This is a genomic window from Pseudomonas sp. NFACC24-1 (genome assembly GCF_900115235.1).
GTDB classification, from domain to species: Bacteria; Pseudomonadota; Gammaproteobacteria; order Pseudomonadales; family Pseudomonadaceae; genus Aquipseudomonas; species Aquipseudomonas fluorescens_AA.
In genome coordinates, this window is the sequence record NZ_FOVS01000003.1 from 42,306 (window position 1) to 63,991 (window position 21,686).

General features: G+C 60.7%; 22 protein-coding genes. 7 read left to right on the forward strand and 15 right to left on the reverse strand.

Annotated features, from left to right (window positions below; all coding sequences use genetic code 11):
- Window positions 1-34: 34 nt before the first annotated feature.
- The 7 genes from BM317_RS04325 to BM317_RS04355 all read right to left on the reverse strand — a co-directional run bounded on the left by BM317_RS04325 (window position 35) and on the right by BM317_RS04355 (window position 7,385).
- A complete protein-coding gene (locus BM317_RS04325) occupies window positions 35-397 on the reverse strand; it encodes a Na+/H+ antiporter subunit G (RefSeq protein WP_092473199.1) in 363 nt (120 codons plus the stop codon).
- A complete protein-coding gene (locus BM317_RS04330; protein WP_003202841.1) occupies window positions 394-672 on the reverse strand; it encodes a K+/H+ antiporter subunit F in 279 nt (92 codons plus the stop codon). The genes BM317_RS04325 and BM317_RS04330 overlap by 4 nt, the downstream gene beginning before the upstream one ends.
- Window positions 669-1,157, reverse strand: coding sequence for a Na+/H+ antiporter subunit E (locus tag BM317_RS04335; protein WP_092473201.1), 489 nt, complete (start codon window positions 1,155-1,157; stop codon window positions 669-671). Before BM317_RS04335 ends, BM317_RS04330 begins: the two co-directional genes overlap by 4 nt.
- Entirely contained in the window at window positions 1,154-2,839 is a 1,686-nt protein-coding gene (locus BM317_RS04340) for a monovalent cation/H+ antiporter subunit D (RefSeq protein WP_092473203.1), read from the reverse strand. Before BM317_RS04340 ends, BM317_RS04335 begins: the two co-directional genes overlap by 4 nt.
- Window positions 2,836-3,180, reverse strand: coding sequence for a Na+/H+ antiporter subunit C (locus tag BM317_RS04345; RefSeq protein WP_003202835.1), 345 nt, complete (start codon window positions 3,178-3,180; stop codon window positions 2,836-2,838). The genes BM317_RS04340 and BM317_RS04345 overlap by 4 nt, the downstream gene beginning before the upstream one ends.
- Complete coding sequence (locus BM317_RS04350; RefSeq protein ID WP_092473205.1) at window positions 3,180-6,104, reverse strand: monovalent cation/H+ antiporter subunit A; 2,925 nt, start codon at window positions 6,102-6,104, stop codon at window positions 3,180-3,182. The genes BM317_RS04345 and BM317_RS04350 overlap by 1 nt, the downstream gene beginning before the upstream one ends.
- 276 nt (window positions 6,105-6,380) lie before the next feature.
- Window positions 6,381-7,385 (reverse strand): DMT family transporter, encoded by a 1,005-nt coding sequence (locus tag BM317_RS04355; RefSeq protein WP_170866245.1) that lies wholly within the window; start codon window positions 7,383-7,385, stop codon window positions 6,381-6,383.
- Between the two features lie 12 nt (window positions 7,386-7,397).
- On the opposite strand from BM317_RS04355, the gene BM317_RS04360 reads away from it, so the two are divergent.
- Together BM317_RS04360 and BM317_RS04365 are read left to right on the forward strand one after the other, a co-directional pair.
- On the forward strand, window positions 7,398-7,961 hold the full coding sequence (locus tag BM317_RS04360; RefSeq protein ID WP_092171761.1) for a helix-turn-helix domain-containing protein: 564 nt from the start codon (window positions 7,398-7,400) through the stop codon (window positions 7,959-7,961).
- Between the two features lie 17 nt (window positions 7,962-7,978).
- Entirely contained in the window at window positions 7,979-9,427 is a 1,449-nt protein-coding gene (locus BM317_RS04365) for an FAD/NAD(P)-binding protein (RefSeq protein ID WP_092473209.1), read from the forward strand.
- Window positions 9,428-9,580: 153 nt separating this feature from the next.
- Here the strand turns inward: BM317_RS04365 and BM317_RS04370 are convergent, their stop codons facing one another.
- The 3 genes from BM317_RS04370 to BM317_RS04380 all read right to left on the reverse strand — a co-directional run bounded on the left by BM317_RS04370 (window position 9,581) and on the right by BM317_RS04380 (window position 12,786).
- Window positions 9,581-10,696, reverse strand: coding sequence for a Gfo/Idh/MocA family protein (locus BM317_RS04370; RefSeq protein ID WP_092473211.1), 1,116 nt, complete (start codon window positions 10,694-10,696; stop codon window positions 9,581-9,583).
- Between the two features lie 231 nt (window positions 10,697-10,927).
- Window positions 10,928-11,695 (reverse strand): SDR family oxidoreductase, encoded by a 768-nt coding sequence (locus BM317_RS04375; RefSeq protein WP_003180553.1) that lies wholly within the window; start codon window positions 11,693-11,695, stop codon window positions 10,928-10,930.
- Between the two features lie 23 nt (window positions 11,696-11,718).
- Window positions 11,719-12,786, reverse strand: a complete 1,068-nt coding sequence (locus BM317_RS04380) for a phosphotransferase family protein (RefSeq protein WP_072404868.1) — start codon at window positions 12,784-12,786, stop codon at window positions 11,719-11,721.
- 196 nt (window positions 12,787-12,982) lie between these two features.
- On the opposite strand from BM317_RS04380, the gene BM317_RS04385 reads away from it, so the two are divergent.
- The gene (locus BM317_RS04385; protein WP_072404866.1) at window positions 12,983-13,378 is read left to right on the forward strand and encodes a DUF4280 domain-containing protein; all 396 of its coding nucleotides are present in this window, start codon (window positions 12,983-12,985) and stop codon (window positions 13,376-13,378) included.
- 172 nt (window positions 13,379-13,550) lie between these two features.
- Here BM317_RS04385 and BM317_RS31345 read toward each other — a convergent pair whose 3' ends face one another.
- Window positions 13,551-15,578 carry a methyl-accepting chemotaxis protein gene (locus BM317_RS31345; protein WP_092165042.1) on the reverse strand — a complete coding sequence of 676 codons (2,028 nt, stop codon included), beginning with the start codon at window positions 15,576-15,578 and terminating at the stop codon, window positions 13,551-13,553.
- A 322-nt stretch (window positions 15,579-15,900) separates the two neighbouring features.
- Between BM317_RS31345 and BM317_RS04395 the strand changes: the two genes are divergently transcribed.
- Window positions 15,901-17,007 carry a hypothetical protein gene (locus tag BM317_RS04395; RefSeq protein WP_092473213.1) on the forward strand — a complete coding sequence of 369 codons (1,107 nt, stop codon included), beginning with the start codon at window positions 15,901-15,903 and terminating at the stop codon, window positions 17,005-17,007.
- A gap of 172 nt (window positions 17,008-17,179) precedes the next feature.
- Here BM317_RS04395 and BM317_RS04400 read toward each other — a convergent pair whose 3' ends face one another.
- From BM317_RS04400 to BM317_RS04410, 3 genes are read right to left on the reverse strand one after another with little or no spacing between them, the layout of a single operon-like run.
- Complete coding sequence (locus BM317_RS04400; protein WP_092473215.1) at window positions 17,180-17,554, reverse strand: hypothetical protein; 375 nt, start codon at window positions 17,552-17,554, stop codon at window positions 17,180-17,182.
- Complete coding sequence (locus tag BM317_RS04405; RefSeq protein WP_092473217.1) at window positions 17,554-18,096, reverse strand: tetratricopeptide repeat protein; 543 nt, start codon at window positions 18,094-18,096, stop codon at window positions 17,554-17,556. The genes BM317_RS04400 and BM317_RS04405 overlap by 1 nt, the downstream gene beginning before the upstream one ends.
- 22 nt (window positions 18,097-18,118) lie before the next feature.
- Entirely contained in the window at window positions 18,119-18,691 is a 573-nt protein-coding gene (locus tag BM317_RS04410) for a tetratricopeptide repeat protein (protein ID WP_170866243.1), read from the reverse strand.
- Between the two features lie 148 nt (window positions 18,692-18,839).
- On the opposite strand from BM317_RS04410, the gene BM317_RS04415 reads away from it, so the two are divergent.
- The 3 genes from BM317_RS04415 (at window position 18,840) to BM317_RS04425 (ending at window position 20,726) form a co-directional block, all read left to right on the forward strand.
- Window positions 18,840-19,511, forward strand: a complete 672-nt coding sequence (locus BM317_RS04415) for a transposase (RefSeq protein ID WP_256574048.1) — start codon at window positions 18,840-18,842, stop codon at window positions 19,509-19,511.
- A 124-nt stretch (window positions 19,512-19,635) separates the two neighbouring features.
- On the forward strand, window positions 19,636-20,382 hold the full coding sequence (locus BM317_RS04420) for a hypothetical protein (protein WP_092473219.1): 747 nt from the start codon (window positions 19,636-19,638) through the stop codon (window positions 20,380-20,382).
- A 68-nt stretch (window positions 20,383-20,450) separates the two neighbouring features.
- Entirely contained in the window at window positions 20,451-20,726 is a 276-nt protein-coding gene (locus BM317_RS04425) for a hypothetical protein (protein WP_218190542.1), read from the forward strand.
- Here the strand turns inward: BM317_RS04425 and BM317_RS04430 are convergent.
- Window positions 20,715-21,287 (reverse strand): DUF4291 domain-containing protein, encoded by a 573-nt coding sequence (locus BM317_RS04430; RefSeq protein WP_092473223.1) that lies wholly within the window; start codon window positions 21,285-21,287, stop codon window positions 20,715-20,717. The genes BM317_RS04425 and BM317_RS04430 overlap by 12 nt on opposite strands.
- Window positions 21,288-21,686 lie beyond the last annotated feature (399 nt).

Consider the following 21,686-nt stretch of genomic DNA (forward strand, 5'->3'; position numbering starts at 1 on the left):
ATGTCCGGCTCAGGGGCTCGGTTTACCTCACTGATTAGCGACCGTCCTCTGTCCTGCGACTGCTCACTTCCGCCGGCACATCATCCCCGGCCATGCGTTTGCGAAACAACGCCGCCCGAGCCAAGAGCAGGGTGGTCACCGGTACGGTGATCGACAGCAGGATCGGGATCAGCCAGGCGTGCAACACCGGCCCGGACTTGAGCGCCGAAAAATACACGATCGAGGCCAGCGCCACGCACCAGGCGCCCAGCGTGGAGGCCAGGGCCGGTGGGTGCATGCGCTGGAAAAAATCCTTCAAACGCACCAGGCCGATCGCCCCGCCAAAGGCGAAGAGGCTGCTGAGGACCAGCAGGATCGCCACCGGGATTTCGACCCACATCGACAGTTCGCCGGTCATTCGATCACCTCGCCACGCAGCAGGAACTTGGCCAGGGCGAACGAGCCGACAAAGCCGAACAGGGCGATCAGCAGCGCCGCCTCGAAATAGGTGTCACTGGCATAGCGGATGCCCAGCACCAGCATCATCAGCATCGCCACGATGTACAGGTAGTCCAGGGCCAGTACCCGATCCTGTGCCGAAGGGCCCTTGAACAGCCGCCACAGGGTCAACACCATCGCCAGGGAGAACAGGAACAGGCTCAACAGGATCGCATTGGACAGCAACGGGCTCATTCGAAAATCTCCATCAACGGGCGCTCGTAGGTGGCCTTGAAATGTGCGACGAATGACGCTTCGTCGGCCAGGTCGAACACGTGCATCAACAGGATGCTGCGATCCAGGGCCAGTTCCGACCAGACGGTTCCGGGAATCACCGTGGTGATCATCGACAGCGCAGCCAGGCCGTTGGCATCGCGCAGGTCCAGCGGCACCTTGATGAACCGCGAGCGAGGTGGCCGGCGCCCGGCGTTCAGTACACCCCAGGCCACCGCCAGGTTGGACACCAGCACGTCGCGGCCCACCAGCAGGAACAAGCACAACACCACCCACGGCCGGCGGATACGGATGGGCCGCGGTCGCAACGGGCGCATCATCAACGGGGCGAGGAACCCCAGTGCAGCGCCCAGCAGCAGATGGCCGGCGCTGAGGGACACGTTCAACACCAGCCACAACAAGCACAGCGCCAGGGACAACCACGGGGCGGGAAACAGGCGCTTCATGGCTGCACCTCCCGCAACGCGGCGCGGGTTTCGGGGTTGGGCACGACGCGGGTGGCGAGTACCGACATCACGTAATGTTCCGGGTTGTTCAGCGCATCGGCAGCGGATTGGGTATAGCGCAGCAACGGCTCGGCCTTGAAGGTCAGGACGATGCCCAGGCCCAGCAGCACGACGATCGGCAGGCATTCGAACGGTCGCAGCAACGGCGAGGGTCGCTCTTGCGGCGTCCAGAAGCGCTGGATACCCAGGCGCGAGAAGGCGATCAACGAGGCCAGCCCCGACAGGATCAACAACGCCAACAAGCCCCAGGCCTGGTTCGACACCTGCGTCCCGGCGCTGGCCTCGAGCCCCTGGGGATTGAGCAGGGCACTGAGCAGGCTCAGCTTGCCGATGAACCCCGACAGCGGCGGCATGCCGATGATCAACAGCGCACAGAAGATAAAGCTCAAGCCAAGGAAGGCCATGGTCCAGGGAATCACCTGCCCGACCACGGCTTTTTGCTCGTCATCGAGGTTGATGCCCTTGGGCGGCTGCAAGGATTCCAGCGGTCGCGGCAAGGTGTCGAAGTCGTCGTCCAGGGACAGTTCATTGGCCGAGCGCGAACGTTCGATCAGTTCGGCCAGCAAGAACAGCGCACAGAGCGCCAGGGTCGAACTCACCAGATAGAACAGCGCCGCACCCACCAGGTTCGGTTGGGCGAAGCCGATGGCCGACAACAGGATCCCGGCCGAGACCAGGATGCTCAGGCTCGCCATGCGCTCCAGGCGTTGGGCGGCGAGAATGGCAATGGCGGCGCAGACGATGGTTGCCATGCCGCCGTAGACCAGCCAGTCGGCGCCGAAATACGCCGAGGCGCCGGCCTGGCCGGAGAACAGCAGCGTCCACAGACGCAGGAGCGTGTAGACGCCGACCTTGGTCATGATCGCAAACAGCGCCGCCACCGGTGCGCTGGCGGCGCTATAGGCCGGCACCAGCCAGAAGTTCAGCGGCCACATGCCGGCCTTGGCCAGGAACGCCACCGCGAGAATGCCTGCCCCGGCGTGCAGCAGGCCGCGGTCGGCCTCCGGCACCAGCGGGATTTTCAGGGCCAGGTCGGCCATGTTCAACGTGCCGGTGACGCCATAGATCAGCGCCGCGCCGATCAGGAACAACGATGAGGCCAGCAGATTGATGGAGATGTAATGCAGGCCCGACGACACTCGCGCCCGGCCCGAGCCGTGCAGCATCAGGCCGTAGGAAGCCGCCAGCAGCACTTCGAAGAACACGAACAGGTTGAACAGGTCCGCCGTCAGGAAGGCACCGTAGAGGCCCATCAACTGGATCTGGAACAGCGCATGGAAACTGGCACCGGCACGGTCCCAGCGGGCCGTGGCGAAGAGCAGGGCGCTGACGCCGATGATGCCGGTCAGTACCAGCATCAGCGCCGACAGGCGATCGACCACCAGGACGATGCCGAACGGCGCCTGCCAATTGCCGGGCAGGTACACGCCAATGGAGGCGGGCAAGGCCTGGTCCTGGGTCCAGTAGAGCAACAGCACGGCGATGCCCAGGCCCAGCAGGCTGGAAAACAGGTTGATCCGGGCCTTGAGCGGGCGGTGCTTCTCGCCCAGCATCAGCATCACCGCGGCGGTCAGCAGCGGCAGCAGGATGGGGGCGGCGATCAGATGGGGCGTCACGATCATTCCTTGGGCTCCCGGCCGTCCACATGGTCGGTACCGGTCAGGCCCCGGGACGCCAGCAGCACCACCAGGAACAGCGCGGTCATGGCGAAGCTGATCACGATGGCGGTCAGCACCAGGGCCTGGGGCAATGGGTCGGTGTAGTGCAGCAAGTCCTGGGGCACGCCGTCCTTGATGATCGGTTCCTTGCCGATGAACAGGCTGCCCATGCTGAAGATGAACAGGTTGACGCCATAGGACAGCAGGCACAGGCCCATGACCACCTGGAAGGTCCGTGGCCGCAGCACCAGCCAGACGCCGGAGGCGGCCAGTACGCCGATTGCGATTGCGATGACTTCTTCCATCAGACGGTGGCTCCTGTGACGGGGGCGATGGGTTTGGCTTGCAGGCCCGGCTTATGGGCCCGCACCGACTGGTGAGCCAGGGCGGTGAGGATCAACAGGGTGGAACCGACCACCACGGCGTACACGCCAATGTCGAAGAACAGCGCGCTGGCCAGGTGAATGTCACCCAGCAACGGCAATTCGAAATGCCAGGTGTGGGTGGTCAGGAACGGATAACCCACGGCCATCGCCCCCAGGCCGGTGGCGGTGGCGAACAACAGCCCGGTGCCCATCCAGCGCAGCGGGCGCAGGCTCATTTGCGCCTCGACCCACTGGGTGCCGGCGACCATGTATTGCAGGATGAACGCCACCGACATCACCAGCCCGGCCACGAAGCCGCCACCGGGTTGGTTGTGGCCGCGCATGAACAGGTAGAACGACACCACCAGGGCGATCGGCAGCAGCAGGCGCACCAGCACCGATGGCACCATCATGAAACCCAAGGCGGTGTCGCTGGCATGGCGCGGGTTGACCAGGTCGGTGACCACGTCCGGTGCCAGCAGGCGCTGCTGCGCCGGCAGTTGCATGCTTTCCTTCGGCGGGCGGAAACGCCGCAATAGGGCGAACACCGTCAGGGCCACCGCCACCAGCACGGTGATTTCCCCCAGGGTGTCGAAGCCACGGAAATCCACCAGCATCACGTTCACCACGTTGCTGCCGCCGCCTTCGGGCAGGGCGCGGCTGAGGTAGAACGAAGAAATGTCGTTGGGCGTCTGCCGCGTCAGCATGGCGTAGGACAGCAACGCCATGCCGCCGCCCACCGCGATGGACAGCAGCAAGTCCCGCAGGCGCCGGATGCGCGCGCGCCGCTCACTGTTGGGCAGTGGCGAGACGTCCTCGATCCGCCGTGGCAGCCAGCGCAGGCCCAGCAGGATCAGCACCGTGGTCACCACTTCCACCACCAGTTGCGTCAAGGCCAGGTCGGGGGCGGAGAACCAGACGAAGGTCACGCAGGTCATCAAGCCGCAAACGCTGACCATGGTCAGGGCCGCGAGGCGGTGATACTTGGCCTGCCAGGCCGCTCCCAGGGCACAGATGATTGCCAGCAGCCACAGGGTGACGAAAACGATGGACCCGGGGATCTTCGGCCGGTCCCCCCAGACCAGCGTGCTGTGCAGCATCGGGATCAACCCGGCGAGCACAGCGGCCAGGACCAGCCAGAACAACTGGGCCTGCAGGCGGCGGGTGCTGATCCGCCGTTCCAGGCGCCGGCCCTGGCGCATCATCAGCACCAGGCACCGCTCGAACAGGCGCTTGCCGCTGAGTCGGCCAATGAACGGCGGGTGCTTGATGTGGCCTTGCCGGAACTGATTGCGCAGCAACAGGTACAGGATGATGCCGCCGGACATCGCCACCAGGCTCATGATCATCGGCGCGTTCAGGCCGTGCCAGATCGCCAGGCTGTACTCGGGCAGCGTGCCGCCCACCACCGGCAACGCGGCGGCCGCGAGCAACGAGCCGACCACCTGGGCCGGAAAAATCCCCACCAACAGGCAGGTGAACACCAGCAACTCCACCGGCGCGCGCATCCAGCGCGGTGGTTCGTGGGGGGTATGGGGCAGGTCGGTGGCGGTGGGGCCGAAGAACACATCCACGGTGAAGCGCAGGGAGTAGGCGACGCTGAACGTCCCGGCGATGGTGGCGATGATCGGCAACGCCAGCTCGACCCAGGCCGTGGCGGAAATGAACACCGTCTCGGCGAAGAACATTTCCTTGGACAGGAAACCATTGAGCAGCGGCACCCCGGCCATGGCCGCGCTGGCGACCATGGCCAGGGTGGCGGTGAACGGAATCAGCCGCACCAGGCCGCTGAGCTTGCGAATGTCCCGGGTGCCGCTTTCGTGGTCGATGATCCCGGCGGCCATGAACAGCGACGCCTTGAAGGTGGCATGGTTGAGGATATGGAACACCGCCGCCACGGCCGCCAGCGGACTGTTCAGGCCCAGCAGCAGGGTGATCAACCCGAGGTGGCTGATGGTGGAGTAGGCCAGCAAACCCTTGAGGTCGTTCTGGAACATGGCGCAGTAGGCGCCCAGCAGCAAGGTACAGGCCCCCGCGCCGCTGACGATGTAGAACCATTCTTCGCTGCCCGACAGCGACGGCCATAACCGCGCCAGCAGGAACACCCCGGCCTTGACCATGGTCGCCGAGTGCAGGTACGCCGACACCGGCGTCGGGGCGGCCATGGCGTGGGGGAGCCAGAAGTGGAAAGGGAATTGCGCGCTTTTGCTCAGGGCACCGATCAGGATCAACGGCAGCAGGATGGGGTAGAGGGCATGGGCACGGATCAGGTCGCCGGCGGCCAGGACCTTGTCCAGCTCATAGCTGCCCACGACATGGCCGAGCAGCATCACCCCCGCCAACAGGCAAAGCCCGCCGGCACCGGTCACCATCAACGCCATATAGGCACCGCGCCGCGCGTCGGAGCGGTGGTGCCAGTAACCGATCAGCAGGAACGAGAACAGGCTGGTCAGCTCCCAGAAAAACACCATCTGGATCAAGTTGCCGGAGATCACCAGCCCGAGCATGGCGCCCATGAACGCCAGGAAGAAGGCGAAGAAGCGCGGCACCGGATCGTCCGGCGACATGTAGTAGCGGGCGTACAGCGACACCAGCGTACCGATGCCCAGCACCAGCAACGAAAACAGCCAGGCGAAACCGTCCAGGCGCAGCACGAAATCCAGGCCCAGGCTGGGCAACCAGGCATAGTGCTCGCGGATCACGCCGCCGTCGGCGATCTGCGGGTACAGCAAGGCCACCTGAACGGTGCCGGCCAGGGCGACGAGGCCGGCCAGCAGTGATTCGGCGTTACGGGCGTTATGCGGCAGCAGCGCCGCGACACAGCTGCCGATGAAGGGCAAAAGCAATAGAACTATCAGTGACATAGGCTTCTATTCGGCGGGAGGTTGTGAGGGATCATACGTGGCGTATTCCCGATCACCAACCGTGAGGGTGTCGCAGAATCCTACAAGGTAGATTGAGTTTTCTGACTTTGCGCTCTAAATATCATCCGCGGCGAGGGCGCTTGCTCCCGCCGGGCTTGTGTAGGAGCTGCCGAAGGCTGCGATCTTTTGATCTTTCGCTTGGGATTCAAGTGTCTGGGGAAAGATCGCAGCCTCGTTGCACTCGTCAGCTCCTACACAGGTTCAAACGCCCCGGCCTCACTGTTCGTGCTCAAGCACCTCATCCACCTCGACGACATCTTTGTTGCGGGTCTTCAGCTCACTGACAATCACCGCCGCCACGATCAGCGCCGCGCCGAACAAGGCAATCGCCGGCAACCGCTCACCGGCCAGGCGCCCGGCGATGCCGGCCCACACCGGTTCGCCGGCATAGATCAGCGTGGCGCGGGTCGGCGAGACGCTTTTCTGCGCCCAGTTCATCGCCACCTGGATCGCGGCGCTGGCGGCGCCCAGGCCCACGGCACTGACCAGCAGCAACATGGAAAAATCCGGGATCGCTTCCTGGGTCGGCACCACCATCAGGAACGCCAGCACCGCCGTGCTCGCCAGTTGCACCACGGTCACCCGGCGCACGTCGACCTGGCCGGCATAGGCGCTGATCAGGATGATCTCGGCGGCAATCGCGATGGCGCTGATCAACGTGGCGATTTCACCGGGGCTGAAATTCAATGAAGCGCCCGCCGGCCCCGACACCAGCATCAAGCCGGTGAACGCCAGCATGATCCCGATGCTGGGCATCAGCCCAGGGCGACGGCCCAGCACCAGCCATTGCAGCAAGGGCACGAAGGGCACGTAAAGCGCAGTGATGAACGCCGACTGGCTGCTGGGAATGGTTTGCAGGCCGACGGTCTGCAAACCGTAGCCGAGCATGATCGCCACGCCGATGAAGCACCCGGCCTTGAGTTCGAACAGCGTCAGGTCGCGCAGGTGCCGCCAGGAAAACAGTGCGACGAACGCGGCGGCGGCCGCGAAGCGCAGGCCGACGAAAAACATCGGCCCGCTGACCGTCATGGCGTGCTGTACCAGCAAGAACGTTCCACCCCAGATCATGGTGATCAGCACCAGCACGCATTCGGCCTTGCTGAACCGGGAGAAACGGGGGGAAGCTTGAGGAGAGTTCACCGATGCCATGACCTTGCGCGCCACTTGAGGCGGACGCACAATGCGCCCGAAGGTGGGCAGTATAATGCGCAACCCAGCCATGTGAGCAATATAGTGCACAAAGCATCCGGCCAGCGGGCCTCCGTCCTGCAACACGTCAGCCAGAACGTCCGTCGTCTGCGCCATGCCGCCGAGCTCAGCCAGACGGCGCTGGCGGAATTGTCCGGGGTCAGCCGGCGCATGCTGGTGGCCATCGAGGCTGGCGAAAAGAACGTCAGCCTGACGACGCTTGATCGGGTCGCCGAAGCCCTGGACGTGGCCTTCAGCGACTTGATCCAGGCCCCCGAGGCGCGAGATCCGAGCCGCATCAATGAACTGGCCTGGGCCGGCACCATCCCCGGCAGCAAGGCCGTATTGCTGGCCAAGGCCACCGCCAGCCGTGAAGTCGAGCTTTGGGAATGGCGCCTGGAGCCCGGCGAGCATTACCCTTCAGAGCCTGACGCCGACGGTTGGAGCGAGCAGCTCTATGTCTTCGAGGGTTGCCTGACCCTGCTGTTGGGCAGCGAGGAGCGCCGCATTGGCGCCGGTGAGTTTTTCATGTTCGCCAGCAACCAGCCCCATGCCTATCGCAACGATGGCCTGGTGGCGGCAAGATTCGTACGCAACGTGGTGATTTGATTCCTGGGGAGAGCGGTATGGACACAGCGTTGGATCGACCGGTGAGCGACTTCACTCGCCAAGCCGATATCCTGATCATCGGCGGCGGCCTGAGCGGCACCATGCTGGCGGCGCAATTACTGCGCCTGCCGGGCCGGCGCAAGGTGCTGATCGTCGAACCGCGCAGCGAACTGGGCCGGGGCGAGGCCTACAGTGCCGTGGAACTGGGGCACACCTTGAACGGCAATGCGGCGCGCATGAGCGTCGATCCGGACAACGCCGACGACCTGACCCAATGGCTTACCGCATTCATCGAAGTCGGCGGCTGGCCCGAGTCGGATCAGCAGTACGTGCCGATCAGCGAGTTGTTCCCACCCCGGGGAATCTTTGGTTTGTATGTGCAGCAACGCCTGGCCGAGGCCCGCGAGCTGGGTGCACGAAGCGGTTCGACCGCCGAGCATGTGCGCGGGGAGGCTGTGGATCTGCGGCTTGCCGACGATGCCGTGATGGTTACGCTTGCCGACGGCCAAGTCTTGCGAGGCGGTTTCGCGGTGCTGGCCACCGGCATGTTCCCGGCGGCGCACACCCCGCAAACCGAATCCAGCGGCTTGAATGCCGCGGCCCTGGATCCCTGGGATGTGGCCGCGATGCGCCAGCTCGATCCCCAGGCCACGGTGCTGATCATCGGCTCGGGACTGACCATGGTCGACGCCGTGGTGTCCCTGGAGCAGGCCGGGCACCGTGGCCCCATCGAAGTGTTTTCCCGCCATGGGCTGTTGCCACACGTGCGCCGCCAGCCGCCGGCCTGGGTGGATTTCCTCGCCGAAGATCACAGCCTGCGTTCGCCACGCCAGTTGATGCGCGCCCTGCGTGAGCAATGCCGCCAGGCCATGGCCCAGGGCATCGATTGGCAAGCGCCGCTGGACACCGTGCGTGCGCATATCGGGCGCTTGTGGAACCAGGCCAGCGATGTGCAGCGCCGGCAGTTCGTGCGGCATGTGCGGCCATGGTGGGAGAGTCATCACCATCGTTCGCCGCCGTTGAGTGCGGAGCTGGTGGCGCGTCTGCACGGGGAAGGGCGGTTGCGGATCCAGGCGGCGTCGTTCAAGGGGCTGGCGTCGGCTCCCGAGGGGACAGTGGGTATTCGTATCCGCCGACGGGGCGAGGCCGGGCTGACGGTGGTGGAGGGCGCAGCGTTGATCAACTCCAGTGGTATCGAGTACGACTGGCGCCGCGTTGCGCGGCCGTTGCCGCAACAGCTGCTGGCCCGGGGGCTGGTCCAGCCGGGGCCGCTGGCCCTGGGCATCGCCGCCCGTGCCGATGGTGCGGTGCTGAATGCCGAAGGCAAACCCGCCGAGCGCCTGTTCGCCATGGGCCCGCCGCTGCGGGGGATGTGGTGGGAAAGTACTGCCGTGACTGATGTGGCGAGTCAGGCCAAGGCGTTGGCGGGGCGGTTGGTTGAGCTGGATACCCAGGCTTCAGGCTAAACGCGGTCCCTTGTGGTGAGGGGATTTATCCCCGCTGGGCCGCGTAGCGGCCCCCAAATTTAGCCTGACATACCGAGGAGGCAGTTTTAGGGGCGCTTTGCACCCCAACGGGGATAAATCCCCTCGCCACAGGGGGAGTTCTAAAGTGAGCGGCTATAGCTCGCTGACCTTGATCCAACGCTCCTCCCGCGCCGCGATGCGTATCGCTGCCGCCAGCCGCTCCACTTCCCAGGCCTCGTCGAAGTCCGTGCCGCTGCCGCCTTCGCCAGCGAGGGCCATGATCAGTTCCTGCACCTCCAGCGTCTTCAATTCGTTGTAGCCCAACTGGTGCCCGGCGGCGGGGCTGAATGCGGCATAGCCGGGCAGGTCCGGACCGGCCAGCAGGCGTTGGAAACCTGGCTGGCCGGCGCGACACAGGCGCAGTTCATTGAGCCGTTCCTGATCGAAGGCCAATGTGCCCAGGGTGCCGCTGATCTCGAAACTCAGGTGGTTCTTGCAGCCATGCTTGAGCCAACTGCTGCTCACCGTGCCTCGGGCGCCATTGGCGAAACGCAGCAGCCCGTGGACGTGGTCGTCCACCGCGATGGCCCGTTGTTCGGCATTGCCGGCGCTGGCAGGGCGCTGGCTGTGTACGGTCTGGCTGTCGGCGCACACGGCCTCGACATCGCCCAACAAGTGCCGAGCCATGGCCAGCAAGTGGCTGCCCAGGTCGGCCAGTGCGCCACCGGCGTGGGTCGCTTCGCAACGCCATGACCACGGCGAAGCGGGATCGGCCATGAAGTCTTCGCTGAACTCACCCTGGAAGCTGATGATCTGCCCCAGTTCGCCGCGCTGGATCATGTCCCGCGCCTGTTGGATGATCGGGTTGTGCTGGTAGTTGTAGCCGACCCGAGTCACCACCCCCGCGGCCTTGGCCGCCTGGCGCATCTGCTCGGCCTGTTCCAGGGACACCGCCAGGGGCTTTTCACAATAGACCGGCTTGCCCGCCGCCAATGCCGCCATGGCCATCGGGAAGTGCAGGTGGTTGGGGGTGGTGATAGCGATCAGGTGAACCTTCGGGTCGTCGATCAGCCGTTGCCAGTCACTGTGGGCCGTCTCGAACCCCCAGCTCTGGGCGCACTGCCGGGCACGCTGTGGATCGGCGTCGGCCAGGGCCGCGAGTGTCAGGTTCAGGGGGAGGTCGAACACTGCCTTGGCATTGTGGAACGCCAAGGCATGGGCACGGCCCATGAAGCCGGTGCCAATCAGACCGATGCCGAGTTCACGCATGAGAAAGAGCCCTTTGAATTGTTATTTTCAGAAGGCTCTTTATGGAATAAATATTCTCAAATTGCAAATGTTGGAATAAATATTCATTTGTTCGATCGCGGAGGATCCCTTGTGGGAGCGAGCTTGCTCGCGATGGCGGCGTGTCAGTGAAAAAGATCTTGGCTGACATACCGCCATCGCGAGCAAGCTCGCTCCCACAGGGTTCTCACAGGTCTGCCATGGCGTTCGCTATCAGGACAGGAACCCACCATCCACATTCAACGCCACACCCGTGGTGTAGCTCGACGCATCGCTGGCCAGGTACAGCACCGCACCGGCCATTTCGCTCGGGTCGGCCACGCGCTTGAGGGGGATCTGCGCCAGGGCGGTTTTCAGGATGGCGTCGTTCTTGACCAGCGCCGAGGCGAACTTGGTGTCGGTCAGGCCCGGCAGCAGGGCGTTGCAGCGGATGCCGAACTGCGCGCATTCCTTGGCGAAGACCTTGGTCATGTTGATCACCGCGGCCTTGGTCACCGAATAGATGCCCTGGAAGATCCCCGGCGAGATGCCGTTGATCGACGCCACGTTGATGATGCTGCCGCCGCCGTTCTCGCGCATCAGCTTGCCGGCTTCCACCGACATGAAGAAATAGCCGCGGATGTTCACGTCCACGGTTTTCTGGAACGCACCCAGGTCGGTGTCCAGGACGTTGCAGAACTGCGGGTTGGTGGCGGCGTTGTTCACCAGGATGTCCAGGCGCCCGAACTGTTCGCGGATACCGGCGAACACCTGGCTGATCTGCTCCATTTCCCCGATGTGGCAGGCGATGGCGGTGGCCTTGCCGCCGGCGGCGATGATCGCATCGGCCACGTGCTGGCAACCGTCGAGCTTGCGGCTGGACACGATCACATGGGCGCCTTGTTGGGCCAGCAGTTTGGCGATGGCTTCGCCGATGCCGCGGCTGGCGCCGGAAACGAAGGCGATTTTACCGTCGAGGTCGAACAACTGGGTCTTGGACATGCTGTTTCCTTGTGATGTGGCGCTCAGAGCGTGGATTTACCGATGACCTGCAGGCTCATCTGCTCCAGCAGTTTGTTCATCTGAACGAACTGCGCGAAGCGTTTGTCCTGGGTCTGGCCGTGGAAGAAGCGGTAGTAGATCTGCTGGACGATCCCGGCCAGGCGGAACAGGCCGTAGGTGTAGTAGAAGTCGAAGTTGTCGATGCGGATCCCGGCGCGCTCGGCGTAGTAATCGACGAACTCGCGGCGGGTCAGCATGCCGGGGGCGTGGCTCGGCTGACGGCGCATCAGTTGCACCGGCGCCGGGTCGTCCGCCTCGATCCAGTAGGCGAGGCTGTTGCCCAGGTCCATCAACGGGTCGCCCAGGGTGGTCAGTTCCCAGTCCAGCACACCGATGATCTGCATCGGGTTCTCCGGGTCGAGGATCACGTTGTCGAAGCGGTAGTCGTTGTGGACGATGCTCGAAGTGGGGTGGTCGGCGGGCATCTTGTCGTTGAGCCAGGCCTTGACCGTCTCCCATTTGGGCGCATCGGGGGTCAGAGCTTTTTCGTAGCGGTCGCTCCAGCCACGGATCTGCCGGGCCACGTAGCCTTCGGGTTTGCCCAGGTCGGCCAGGCCGCAAGCGTTATAGTCGACGCGGTGCAATTCGACGAGCCGGTCGATGAAGCTCTTGCACAGCGCTTCAGTGCGGGCAGCGTCGAAACCCAGCTCCGGCGGCAGGTCGGAGCGCAGGATGATGCCCTTGACCCGTTCCATCACGTAGAACTCGGCGCCCATCACCGACTCGTCGGTGCAGTGTACGTAGGCTTTGGGGCAGTACGGGAACGCTTCGCGCAATTGGTTGAGGATGCGGAACTCACGGCCCATGTCGTGGGCGGACTTGGCCTTGTGGCCGAACGGCGGCCGACGCAGGACGAATTCCTGTTCGGGGTATTCCAGCAGGTAGGTCAGGTTCGACGCGCCACCGGGAAACTGGCTGATCCGTGGCAGGCCGGTCAGGCCGGGAATGTGGGCCTTGAGGTACGGGTCGATCAGGTTGGCATCGAGTTCTTCACCGTCGCGCACGCGGGTGGACTGATCAGTAAACGCCATGCTTATCCCTTCTGCTTATTTTGGAGGCCATCGATCATTGGCTAATCTAATGGCGCGTGGGAGGCGTCACAAGCACGCCAGGGTCTTATAGGTTAGCGTGTTGCCGGATAATCAGCGGGCTTGATGCATGGCGGCGTGCGCGTCGGAAGCGGGCGAGCTATGGTTTGGGGGAGTCGCTGTCAAAGGAGCCACCGCGATGGGATGCCCGCAAGTCTGTAGCACCGCGACCCTGCAATGCAGCTTCGGCGCAGCCCCGGCGGTGCTCAATGTGCTGCCGGTCAATCGCCTGCTGACCGGCGGGATGCCGGCGGCGAACATCATGGATCACATCCCGCTGGTGAACATCACCACCTTCGGCATGTGCATGAGCCTGGCGAACCCCACCGTGGCCGCCGCCACCGCGGCGGCCCTGGGCGTGCTGACCCCCATGCCCTGCATCCCGGCCACTGCGGCGCCATGGATCCCCGGCGGCGCACCGACCTTGCTGCTGGGCAACATGCCGGCCATCGACGCCAACAGCACCTTGATGTGCACCTGGGCCGGGGTGATCAAGATCGTCGTGCCGGGGCAGGTGCAGATGTTGATTCCCTGACGGTGACGCCTGTGAGCAACCACAAATTCCCTGTGGGAGCGAGCTTGCTCGCGATAGCGGTAGATCAGTTTGCGGTGATTGACTGTGCCGACGTCATCGCGAGCAAGCTCGCTCCCACAAAGGGAAGTGTGCTGATCGCTCAATCTTGATCCATCGCCGGGGCGACTCGGCCTCACGCATTGGCGTGGGTCAGCCCGGTCAAGGTGTCGGCGATGGCCTTCGTGCGTTGTGCCGTGCCTTCGGTGGTACGGCTGGAGTCTTCCAGGGCATCGAGCATCTCCCGCAGGGCGCTCACGGCGACGGACTGGTCTTCGATCTGTTGGGCGACGCCTTGGATCTCCGTCGAGAGCAGGTCGATGTCCACGCCGATTTCCGCGGCATTCTGGCGGGTGATTTCCGCAAGCTTGCGGACCTCATCGGCCACCACCGCAAAGCCTCTGCCCATCTCACCGGCCCGCGCTGCTTCGATGGCGGCGTTGAGGGCCAACAGGTTGGTCTGCCCCGCGATTTGCTGGATGACCTGTACGATCGACTGGATACGCAAGCTCGAGCTGGCGAGCGCACGGGCACCGACCACCGCTTCGCCCGCTTGGGTGGCAAGCTGCTCGACGGTGGTGCCGGCCTGCTCGGCCACGCTGTTTTGCCGGTCGATGGTGCCCGTCAGGTCATCCATCGACAGGTGCAGTTCGCCGGAGTAATGCTTGATTTGCGTCGCCATCAGCGCTTGTTGCTGGCTGGCCTGCGCCAATACCTGGCCCAGGTCCGTCAGGCCGTCGAACACCGGCAGGATCGTCTGGTCCAGGCCGCGAGTGTCCAAGGCGCTGCTGAAGTCATTCATCTTGAACGCCATGATCTGCTTGACCACGACATGGTTCAGGCCCGCCAGCTTCTTGATCTGGCGGCGCAGGAAAAATGCCTTGAACTCGCCATAGTGAGTGATGAAGTGATCGACGTACTCGTCGACAAACCCGGCGCCCTTGGTGACCCTGAAGAAGAAAATCGCCGTGAGTGTCTGGTTCAGGTTCAAACCGAGGATTTCACCAAACGTCGAGAAGCCGGCCAGAGGCACATCCCCGAAAATACCGGCCATGCTGCCCAGGTCGCTGCTGTTGTTGAGACGGCGCAGGATGCAATCGTTGAGAATGGCGGCCACCGGCTGGCCACCTTTACCCTTGAGGAATTTCTCGTAGTCGAGCCGGGTCGCCTCGCGCAGGGGCGTGCGCTTGACCATCACCAGCTCTTCGCCGGGCGCCACGTCGCAGAACAACTGGATGATCTGCTGCTGATGGTCGATGCGGGCAATGGAACGGACGAACAGCTCATCACCCACGCGGATGGCGAATGAATAATCGGCCAGCTTCTTTTCCAGCGCCTGGGCACTGCACTCGAAGGCCTCGCACAGCGCCTGGACCATGCTCTTGATGTTTCCACGGCTGTCGATGACCTGGTCGATGGTGCGGTCTTCGACCGACGCGGTGAGCACGCTGAATGTCAGCCCGGCAGGTTGGAAGTTCTGGCTCTTGAACACCCCGAAGCGCACATCCACCGCGGTTTTCAAAAAGACAATCTGCGCATGGTTCTGGTAACTGCGCTGCCCATCACTGATCAGGGTCTTCTTGAAATCCGCCTTGCCACCGGCCGAGCCGCCGACGAACAGGCAGGGGAAACGGCCTGATTCATAGAGCGCCTCCATAAAGAACGACTCGGAAGCCGAAAGACCATCGAACACCACGTAGGCCAAGGTATCGCGATGGTCAATGGGCGTGCTCACCTGCGCCTGTTTGATGTTATTCACCAACCGAGCGATTCGCTCACGCATGGCCAGGCGCTTGCCGCCACCGCGAATGTCCTCGCACTCCAGCGGCACCATCACCACCTCGGCTGACGCAATCACACTGGTGTCGAACAGCTGCAGCACCACCCGGTCCCAGGTCTCGCCGGTCTGGCAGTACAGCGTGTTCGCACCGTTGCACAGCTCACCCGACGTCGTGCACAAGCTGATGGCGCTTTGGGGAAAACGCTGCTTGACCTTGGCGGCGACCCGGTCGATGTCCAGGTGAGGGGAGACGAACCCGGCGATCAATACCGGTGTGATGCGTACGTTGGCCAGCGCCCGGTCCAGTTCGCTCAACGTGCAGGCCACGCTGACCGCCCCTTGTGTGCGGGCTCGGGCTTTGTTGAAGAGATTCGATAGGTTCATGGCAGGACTCGGTTGAGCGCGACGTGACGCGTACGAGGTATGCGTGCGGAGTCCTTTCCCTGTAGCGATCACGGCTGGGGACTTGTATGGGCGTGAGCTTGTGCTATTTGCGGGGGCGGTCCATAGGGGCTTTTGGTTGGGGTTTACTCCGTCTGTTGGATGGCGACTTTCGTATTGGTCCCGGGAAACCTGCGGAAAAAATCAGCGTTTGCTCGCTGGACGACAAAGCCCCACCCGCTATGCTATCGACGATGGCGTCTTGCCATTCACCACGCCCCAGGCACGAGAACCTGCCCGTTACCGCCCTTTGCAGAGACGATTCATGAACAAACACAAAGCCGTGTCAGGAGTTGTCTGGGGTGTTCTGTTGGGTTGCATCGGACAGGCCAACGCTTTTCAACTCTCGCCGGATGGCACGTTGGCTGAACGGGAGATGGCCAAGAAATACGGGGTTTCCTATAAGGCGACGGTGCCTTTCGCCAGTTTCGCGCTGCATAACTTTTCCGATCCTGCCCACGAGGCGTTGACGCAGAAGATCTATGGGTGTGACGGGGATTGGCAGGATTGCAGTAACCCCAACCTGGAGAACGCCGGCGCTTATGTCATTGCCGGGGTTCGCTGGAACGATGATCCGGTGTTCATGCCTGGCGCGGAAGATGCCAAGACCAAGGGCTGCGATGGACGCTACTCGGTTGGTTTCATCTCGCAGACGCGGTGCTGGGTCAATCTCTTCGAGAAAGCCGAGGACATAAGCGCTTCCGATCCGATGGCGTTCATGGGGGCGGGGAACTACATCTCCCGTTCGCATTTTGGCGACCTGCAATTCTTGCATGCAATGGCGTCCCAAGAGGGCGACGCGCCAGAGAAGACCAAGCGCGAAATCATGATGTGGGCCGAGTTCGCCTGGGGGGTTGCCGATGGTACCTACCCCCTCAATACCTATTTGAAAGACATCCAGATCGAAGGCTGGGAACAGCATTTCAATAACGGACAAACCGTGCAGGATCTTTTTGCGGTGGGGCGTCCATGGTTGCGGGCGAATGTGAATCAGGTGGCGTTTGGCAGTTTGCTTCATCTTGTCCAGGACAGCTTTGCCGGTGGACATGCGCAGCGGCGCGAAGAGATCCTGGGTGACAAGTGCATGGGCGGTGCCGAGGCTGTGCTGGGGCGGATCGAGGAGTTTCACTCTTACGCTCGGCAGGATCATGCCAAGCACAAGGACGATGACGCCAGTTCAGTCGCCAGGCTCATGTTGATGGCCCATGAGCCGGATGTCGTGGATGCCGGCAAGAAGCTGCGGGGCTTTATAGCCGATCGCAAGAAATGGGCGGAGGTCAGGCCTTATCTGGACGAGTGCGTTTTTGCCCTGGCCAATGAGACGACTCCGGCGTCGGCGGGTGATGGGTACAAGCTGGAAGCCAACCGCTGAACATTTGACGAAAAACTGTGGGAGCGAGCTCGCTCGCGATGACGTCGGCATATTCAGCATCAGAGGCCAGCTAATCCGCCGCCATTGAGTACAGCGCGTTTGCACCGTTGCACAGCTCATCCGATGTCGTGCACAGGCCTATATCAGGGGGCCGCGCTCCCGGATCTTCCGGTCAGGGCTCAGGCGACACCATCCGATCAACGATCCCGTAGATGGCCCTCTCCAATGCCTGATCTTCCAGCATGGTTTCAGCGACTTTTTTTGAAATGCTGCCGAATTCGGGATGTTCCAGAATGCTTTCGCCGAACTCCCAGCGCAGGATTTCCTGCACGGTGATGACTGGGGCTGCCTCGTGGAAATCTTCAGTATGTCTTTTGAGGTCTCGAAGACGACTTTGCAAATGTACGCGCAGCACTTCGAGATCTTTTTCGCCCTTTTTGGTCTTGGCGGCGCTGGTGTTGTTTGTTGCGCTCGATGTTACTCGTTCCTTAGGCTTGGCCAGCGCAGCCAGGACCTGGGAGAGGCGAGTCGAATCGATCTTGCTCATCAGGGCGTCTCGAAGGCGTTGCGGTAGGCGCCAAGAAATACCGCAGGTTCGGTAGGATCAGGAGTGGTGTGGGCGGCAGGGTCTGAAAGACTGGCCAGCACTCGTTCCATATCTGCCTTTAATGCCGGATTAGGGCAATCTGTCAGGCCCTGAGTCAGACGGGTGATAGCGTTCGACGTACGTTCGTCTTGCAGTTCCAGATAGGCCCCGGAGAACTCCCTGAGGCTCATATCTTGCGATGTGTTCAGCAGTGAGTTGAAGGCGTTTCGGGCCTCATCCAGCTTCGATAATTGAAGGCTGAGCAAACCCAATTGGAACCGCGCAATATCCATCTCGGGATCTAGTTCAAGTGCCTCGATCATTTCCGCATGTGCACGCTCCAGCATGCCGAGCTCGGCATGTTCGGCGGCGCGAAAGTAATGGACCGCTGCATTCTTCGGTTCTATTTCAAGTGCTGCGTTCAGATAATTCAGGGCGGCGTGGTGGTCACCGTTCTGGCTGGCATTGATGGCCAAGTGTAGATATTCCGATGCGTCCAGCATGTGGGGCTCCGCGTGGGATGGCTTAGTGTTGGTCCGGATGACGGTCAGGAATCTTGTTCTGGTGTGTTTGCAGCCAGTTCTCCATCAGGACCCTGCCAGTGTCGCTGCTGTCGGGTCTCGTACGGTCAAGAACTTGATCGATTACTTGGGCTGCCTTTTCTGGGTGTCCGGCTTGCTGGAGGAGAAGGGCTTCAGCGTATCGAGCCGACAAACCGTCAGGTTTGAGTTTGAGTGCACGGCGAATACCTTTTTGGGCGCGCTCCGTCATTCCCTCCAGGATGTCGACGATTGCCAATCCACCATGGGTTTCACCAAAATTTCGGTCCAGTGCGTAAGAGCAGTCGAGCGCCCGGCGGGCCTGAATGCTGTCCCCTCGCAAAATGTAGATCCAGGCCAAAAGATGCCAGGTACCGATGTGGTCTGGCATGAACTTGACCGCCGTCTTGAGATGCTCTTCAGCCGCGTCGAATTCCAGTTCATTGAATTCCAGTCGAGCCAGCCCGGACCATGCCCGGCCGCATTCAGGATGCACTGCGACTGTATGAAGCCAGGCGTTGCGTGATGCAGTGATGTTGCGAAAACGGGGACAGACCACGTTTTCTATACGTTTGCTGTAGCGTGTTCTGATTGGCTGAAATAGTAGGAAATAGAAAGAGGTGATGTCCTTTCTTGAGTTGGCTAAGCTTTTGGCTCGACTTGTATAAAAGGACTCTCCATATATGCCACGCAGAGCACGCGTCTTAATGCCGGGTGTACCCTTGCATCTAATTCAGCGAGGGAATAATCGATCGGTTTGCTTTTTCTCGGATGATGATTATGTTTTTTATATGGAGTTGCTCGCAGAGCAAGCCAGCAAAAGTGGGTGTGAAGTTCACGCGTGGTGCTTGATGAGTAACCATGTTCATTTATTGATTAGCCCTCAAGAGCAAAGTAGTGCAGGCTCGCTTATGAAGGGGATAGGACAGAGATATGTTCAGTACGTGAATCGTACATATGGGCGCAGTGGAACTCTATGGGAGGGGCGCTTTCGCTCATGCCTTGTCCAAAGTGAAAGTTATGTTTTGGCCTGCTATCGTTATATAGAAATGAATCCTGTTCGGGCAAAAATGGTAGTGCATCCGGCGGAATATCGTTGGTCGAGTTATCGTGTTAACGCACAATCAGAATTTTCATATTTTATTACCCCGCACTCTCAGTATCTGTCGCTTGGAGGGCCAAATACATCGAGTGCAGAGGCTTACAGGGACCTTTTTAGAGACGAGTTGGGAGTAGGGATGGTTGACCAAATTCGGGCCGCCACCAATGGTAACTATGTGCTCGGTGGCTCGCGATTTGCTGCAGAAATTGAAGCGATGATCGGACGCCGAGCTCAACGAGGCCACCCGGGACGTCCGGGAAAACGATCACTGTCTTAGTTGGAAAACGTGGTCTGTCCCCGTTGTCCTCTCGGTTGGTGATCTGGAAGGTGTTGCGAGTCTCAATGGAAACAACACTTGGGTAGACTGGGCGAACGACCTTACTCCAGTCGTCCATGAAAGGTTGGTCGGCTTCGGTAACTTCGCTGCTGAGCATGAGGGGGCAACCAAGCTGCTTAGCTATGCGGCACAGGCGGTCAGCTATGCGGTGATGGGGCCGTTTGCTGCCATGCGCGACGTAGCGACTCAGGCAATCCTCGGATCGGCGCTGGATCAGGCTCGAGATTACGCCATAGAAAAGGTCAGTGAATACTACCAGACTAAAGGCGTACGAACTGACAATGCCGGCATCCTTGCTAGTGGTACAGTTTTTGGTGTAGAAACGCTCGTTGGTCGCGTCATGTCTGCGGTGGATGGAGCCAAGCAGTATGTGAGGCATATAAGTGGTAAAAGTGTCGCAAATAGTGGTGGCGAGACGGTTACCTTGTATCGAGTTGATGACGCAGATTTTGCTCCACGCATTGCGTCGGATGGCTCCGTGCCAGTCGTTGCTACTAAGAAAGGTGATGAGCGTGCACTTTTCATTAATATCGGTCAGCCGGAGAGAGCGAAGGAGTTCGCGTTGGAAAATCGCGGCGGTAAGGCAACTGTTACTGCAGTGGAGGTTGATGTGTCCTTTTATGAGCGGCTAAGGGCGACGGCTATTTACGACAAAGCCCCCGATGTAGGGTTATATCCGACTTCTCCTTTAAGTGTTGATATTAATAAGGCGTCGGATCAATTTGGCCTGAGGACTCCTGAGCATTTTCAATGGCTAAGGGATGCCATAAGGCCGAATACGGTCCGTATCATCGATCCGAAAGATTTATAAGTCGAGGCATTAAGGTGGCGATAGTTTTTATTATTCCTTTTCATGTTAAACCATTTGAGTCGTCAATCATGCCGTCTGATTTTTCTGGCGCATATGTACGTTGTTATGTATCTGGAGTTGATTATGTTGATGCATCTCAGAAAGCACTAAGGCGACTCTCTGATGATGGCCTTTATCCAGTTGAAATTTTGCAGCCAATCCTTGAGATGAGCTCTGAAGACTGGTCTGAGCACATAAAAGAGCAATGGCCTGATCACTTTGAGTCTCTGCCAACTCAGTTTGAGTTTGAAGAGGTGATTCAGAACAACAAAGTAGTATATGGACCTTTTGGTTCATATTCCTAGAAGTGGACTCTCAGGAGGTAGTAGTTTTTTAGCTTCATCCATCTGCTGGTTTATCACAAGTGAATTGATCTTGTGGGCCAGTGGTGTTATGTCAGTAATTCGCTGAATCCATTCTTTAATATATAATTGGACGGCCTCTTGGCTGAGGCCAATCTGGATGGCGCGATACGGCAGCGGTTGCAGTAATAGATTGCGCTCCGGATCCCACTGAATACGTACAGGGGAGCGATTTTTAAGTTGTTTCCATTCCTCGTGGCTCATGTTAGGGGCAGAGTGGCTAGAGCAGCTATGTGCCAGTGCCCACTCGAAACCTTCTCGGGTTATATCGATGGCAAGGATACGTTTTTGGCCTTCGTCCTTAAATCCCCAGCCAGCACGATACATCATCCAAAGAAACGAAGGCTTGATCCACGTCATGCGTTCGATCTTGAAGGGGGGCGCGACAAACGTTTGATATTCCAGTGCGCTGTCGGCGATGACGTCGGAGTAGGCTTGGTAAACTCGGATCGTGGTGTTGTTGTAAACGGCGCGAATCTGTTGCGTTGGAATTGATGTGATCATATGTATTCTTCGGAAGTGGAAGATTTTATTTTTCTCTAATTTTTCCTCCTTTGCTACATAAAATTCCAAGATTTAACGGGGAGAAACGGGGACAGGTCCTGAGGGATCCCCACAAATCTACTGCGATATCCGCGCCTCTTGATGTACCTCTGCTCACAACGCGCGGCCAAGCCTCTCCAAGGTTCTTCGAAAATTTCAGCTGCGTCCTCAAAACGTGTCTGTCCCTGAGGGACTGCGAACATTGGGCCCTCGCGTAGGAAACTTCTGAAAATCCCACCAAAAGCACTATTCTGGCCCTAAGCCTCTCGCCGGAGGTTTTCTGTCGCGTTACGCTCTGGATGTCGCTGCACATTCAGCGACCGGGCTTGGTAACCCGGTGGAATAAGGCGTAACAGTGCA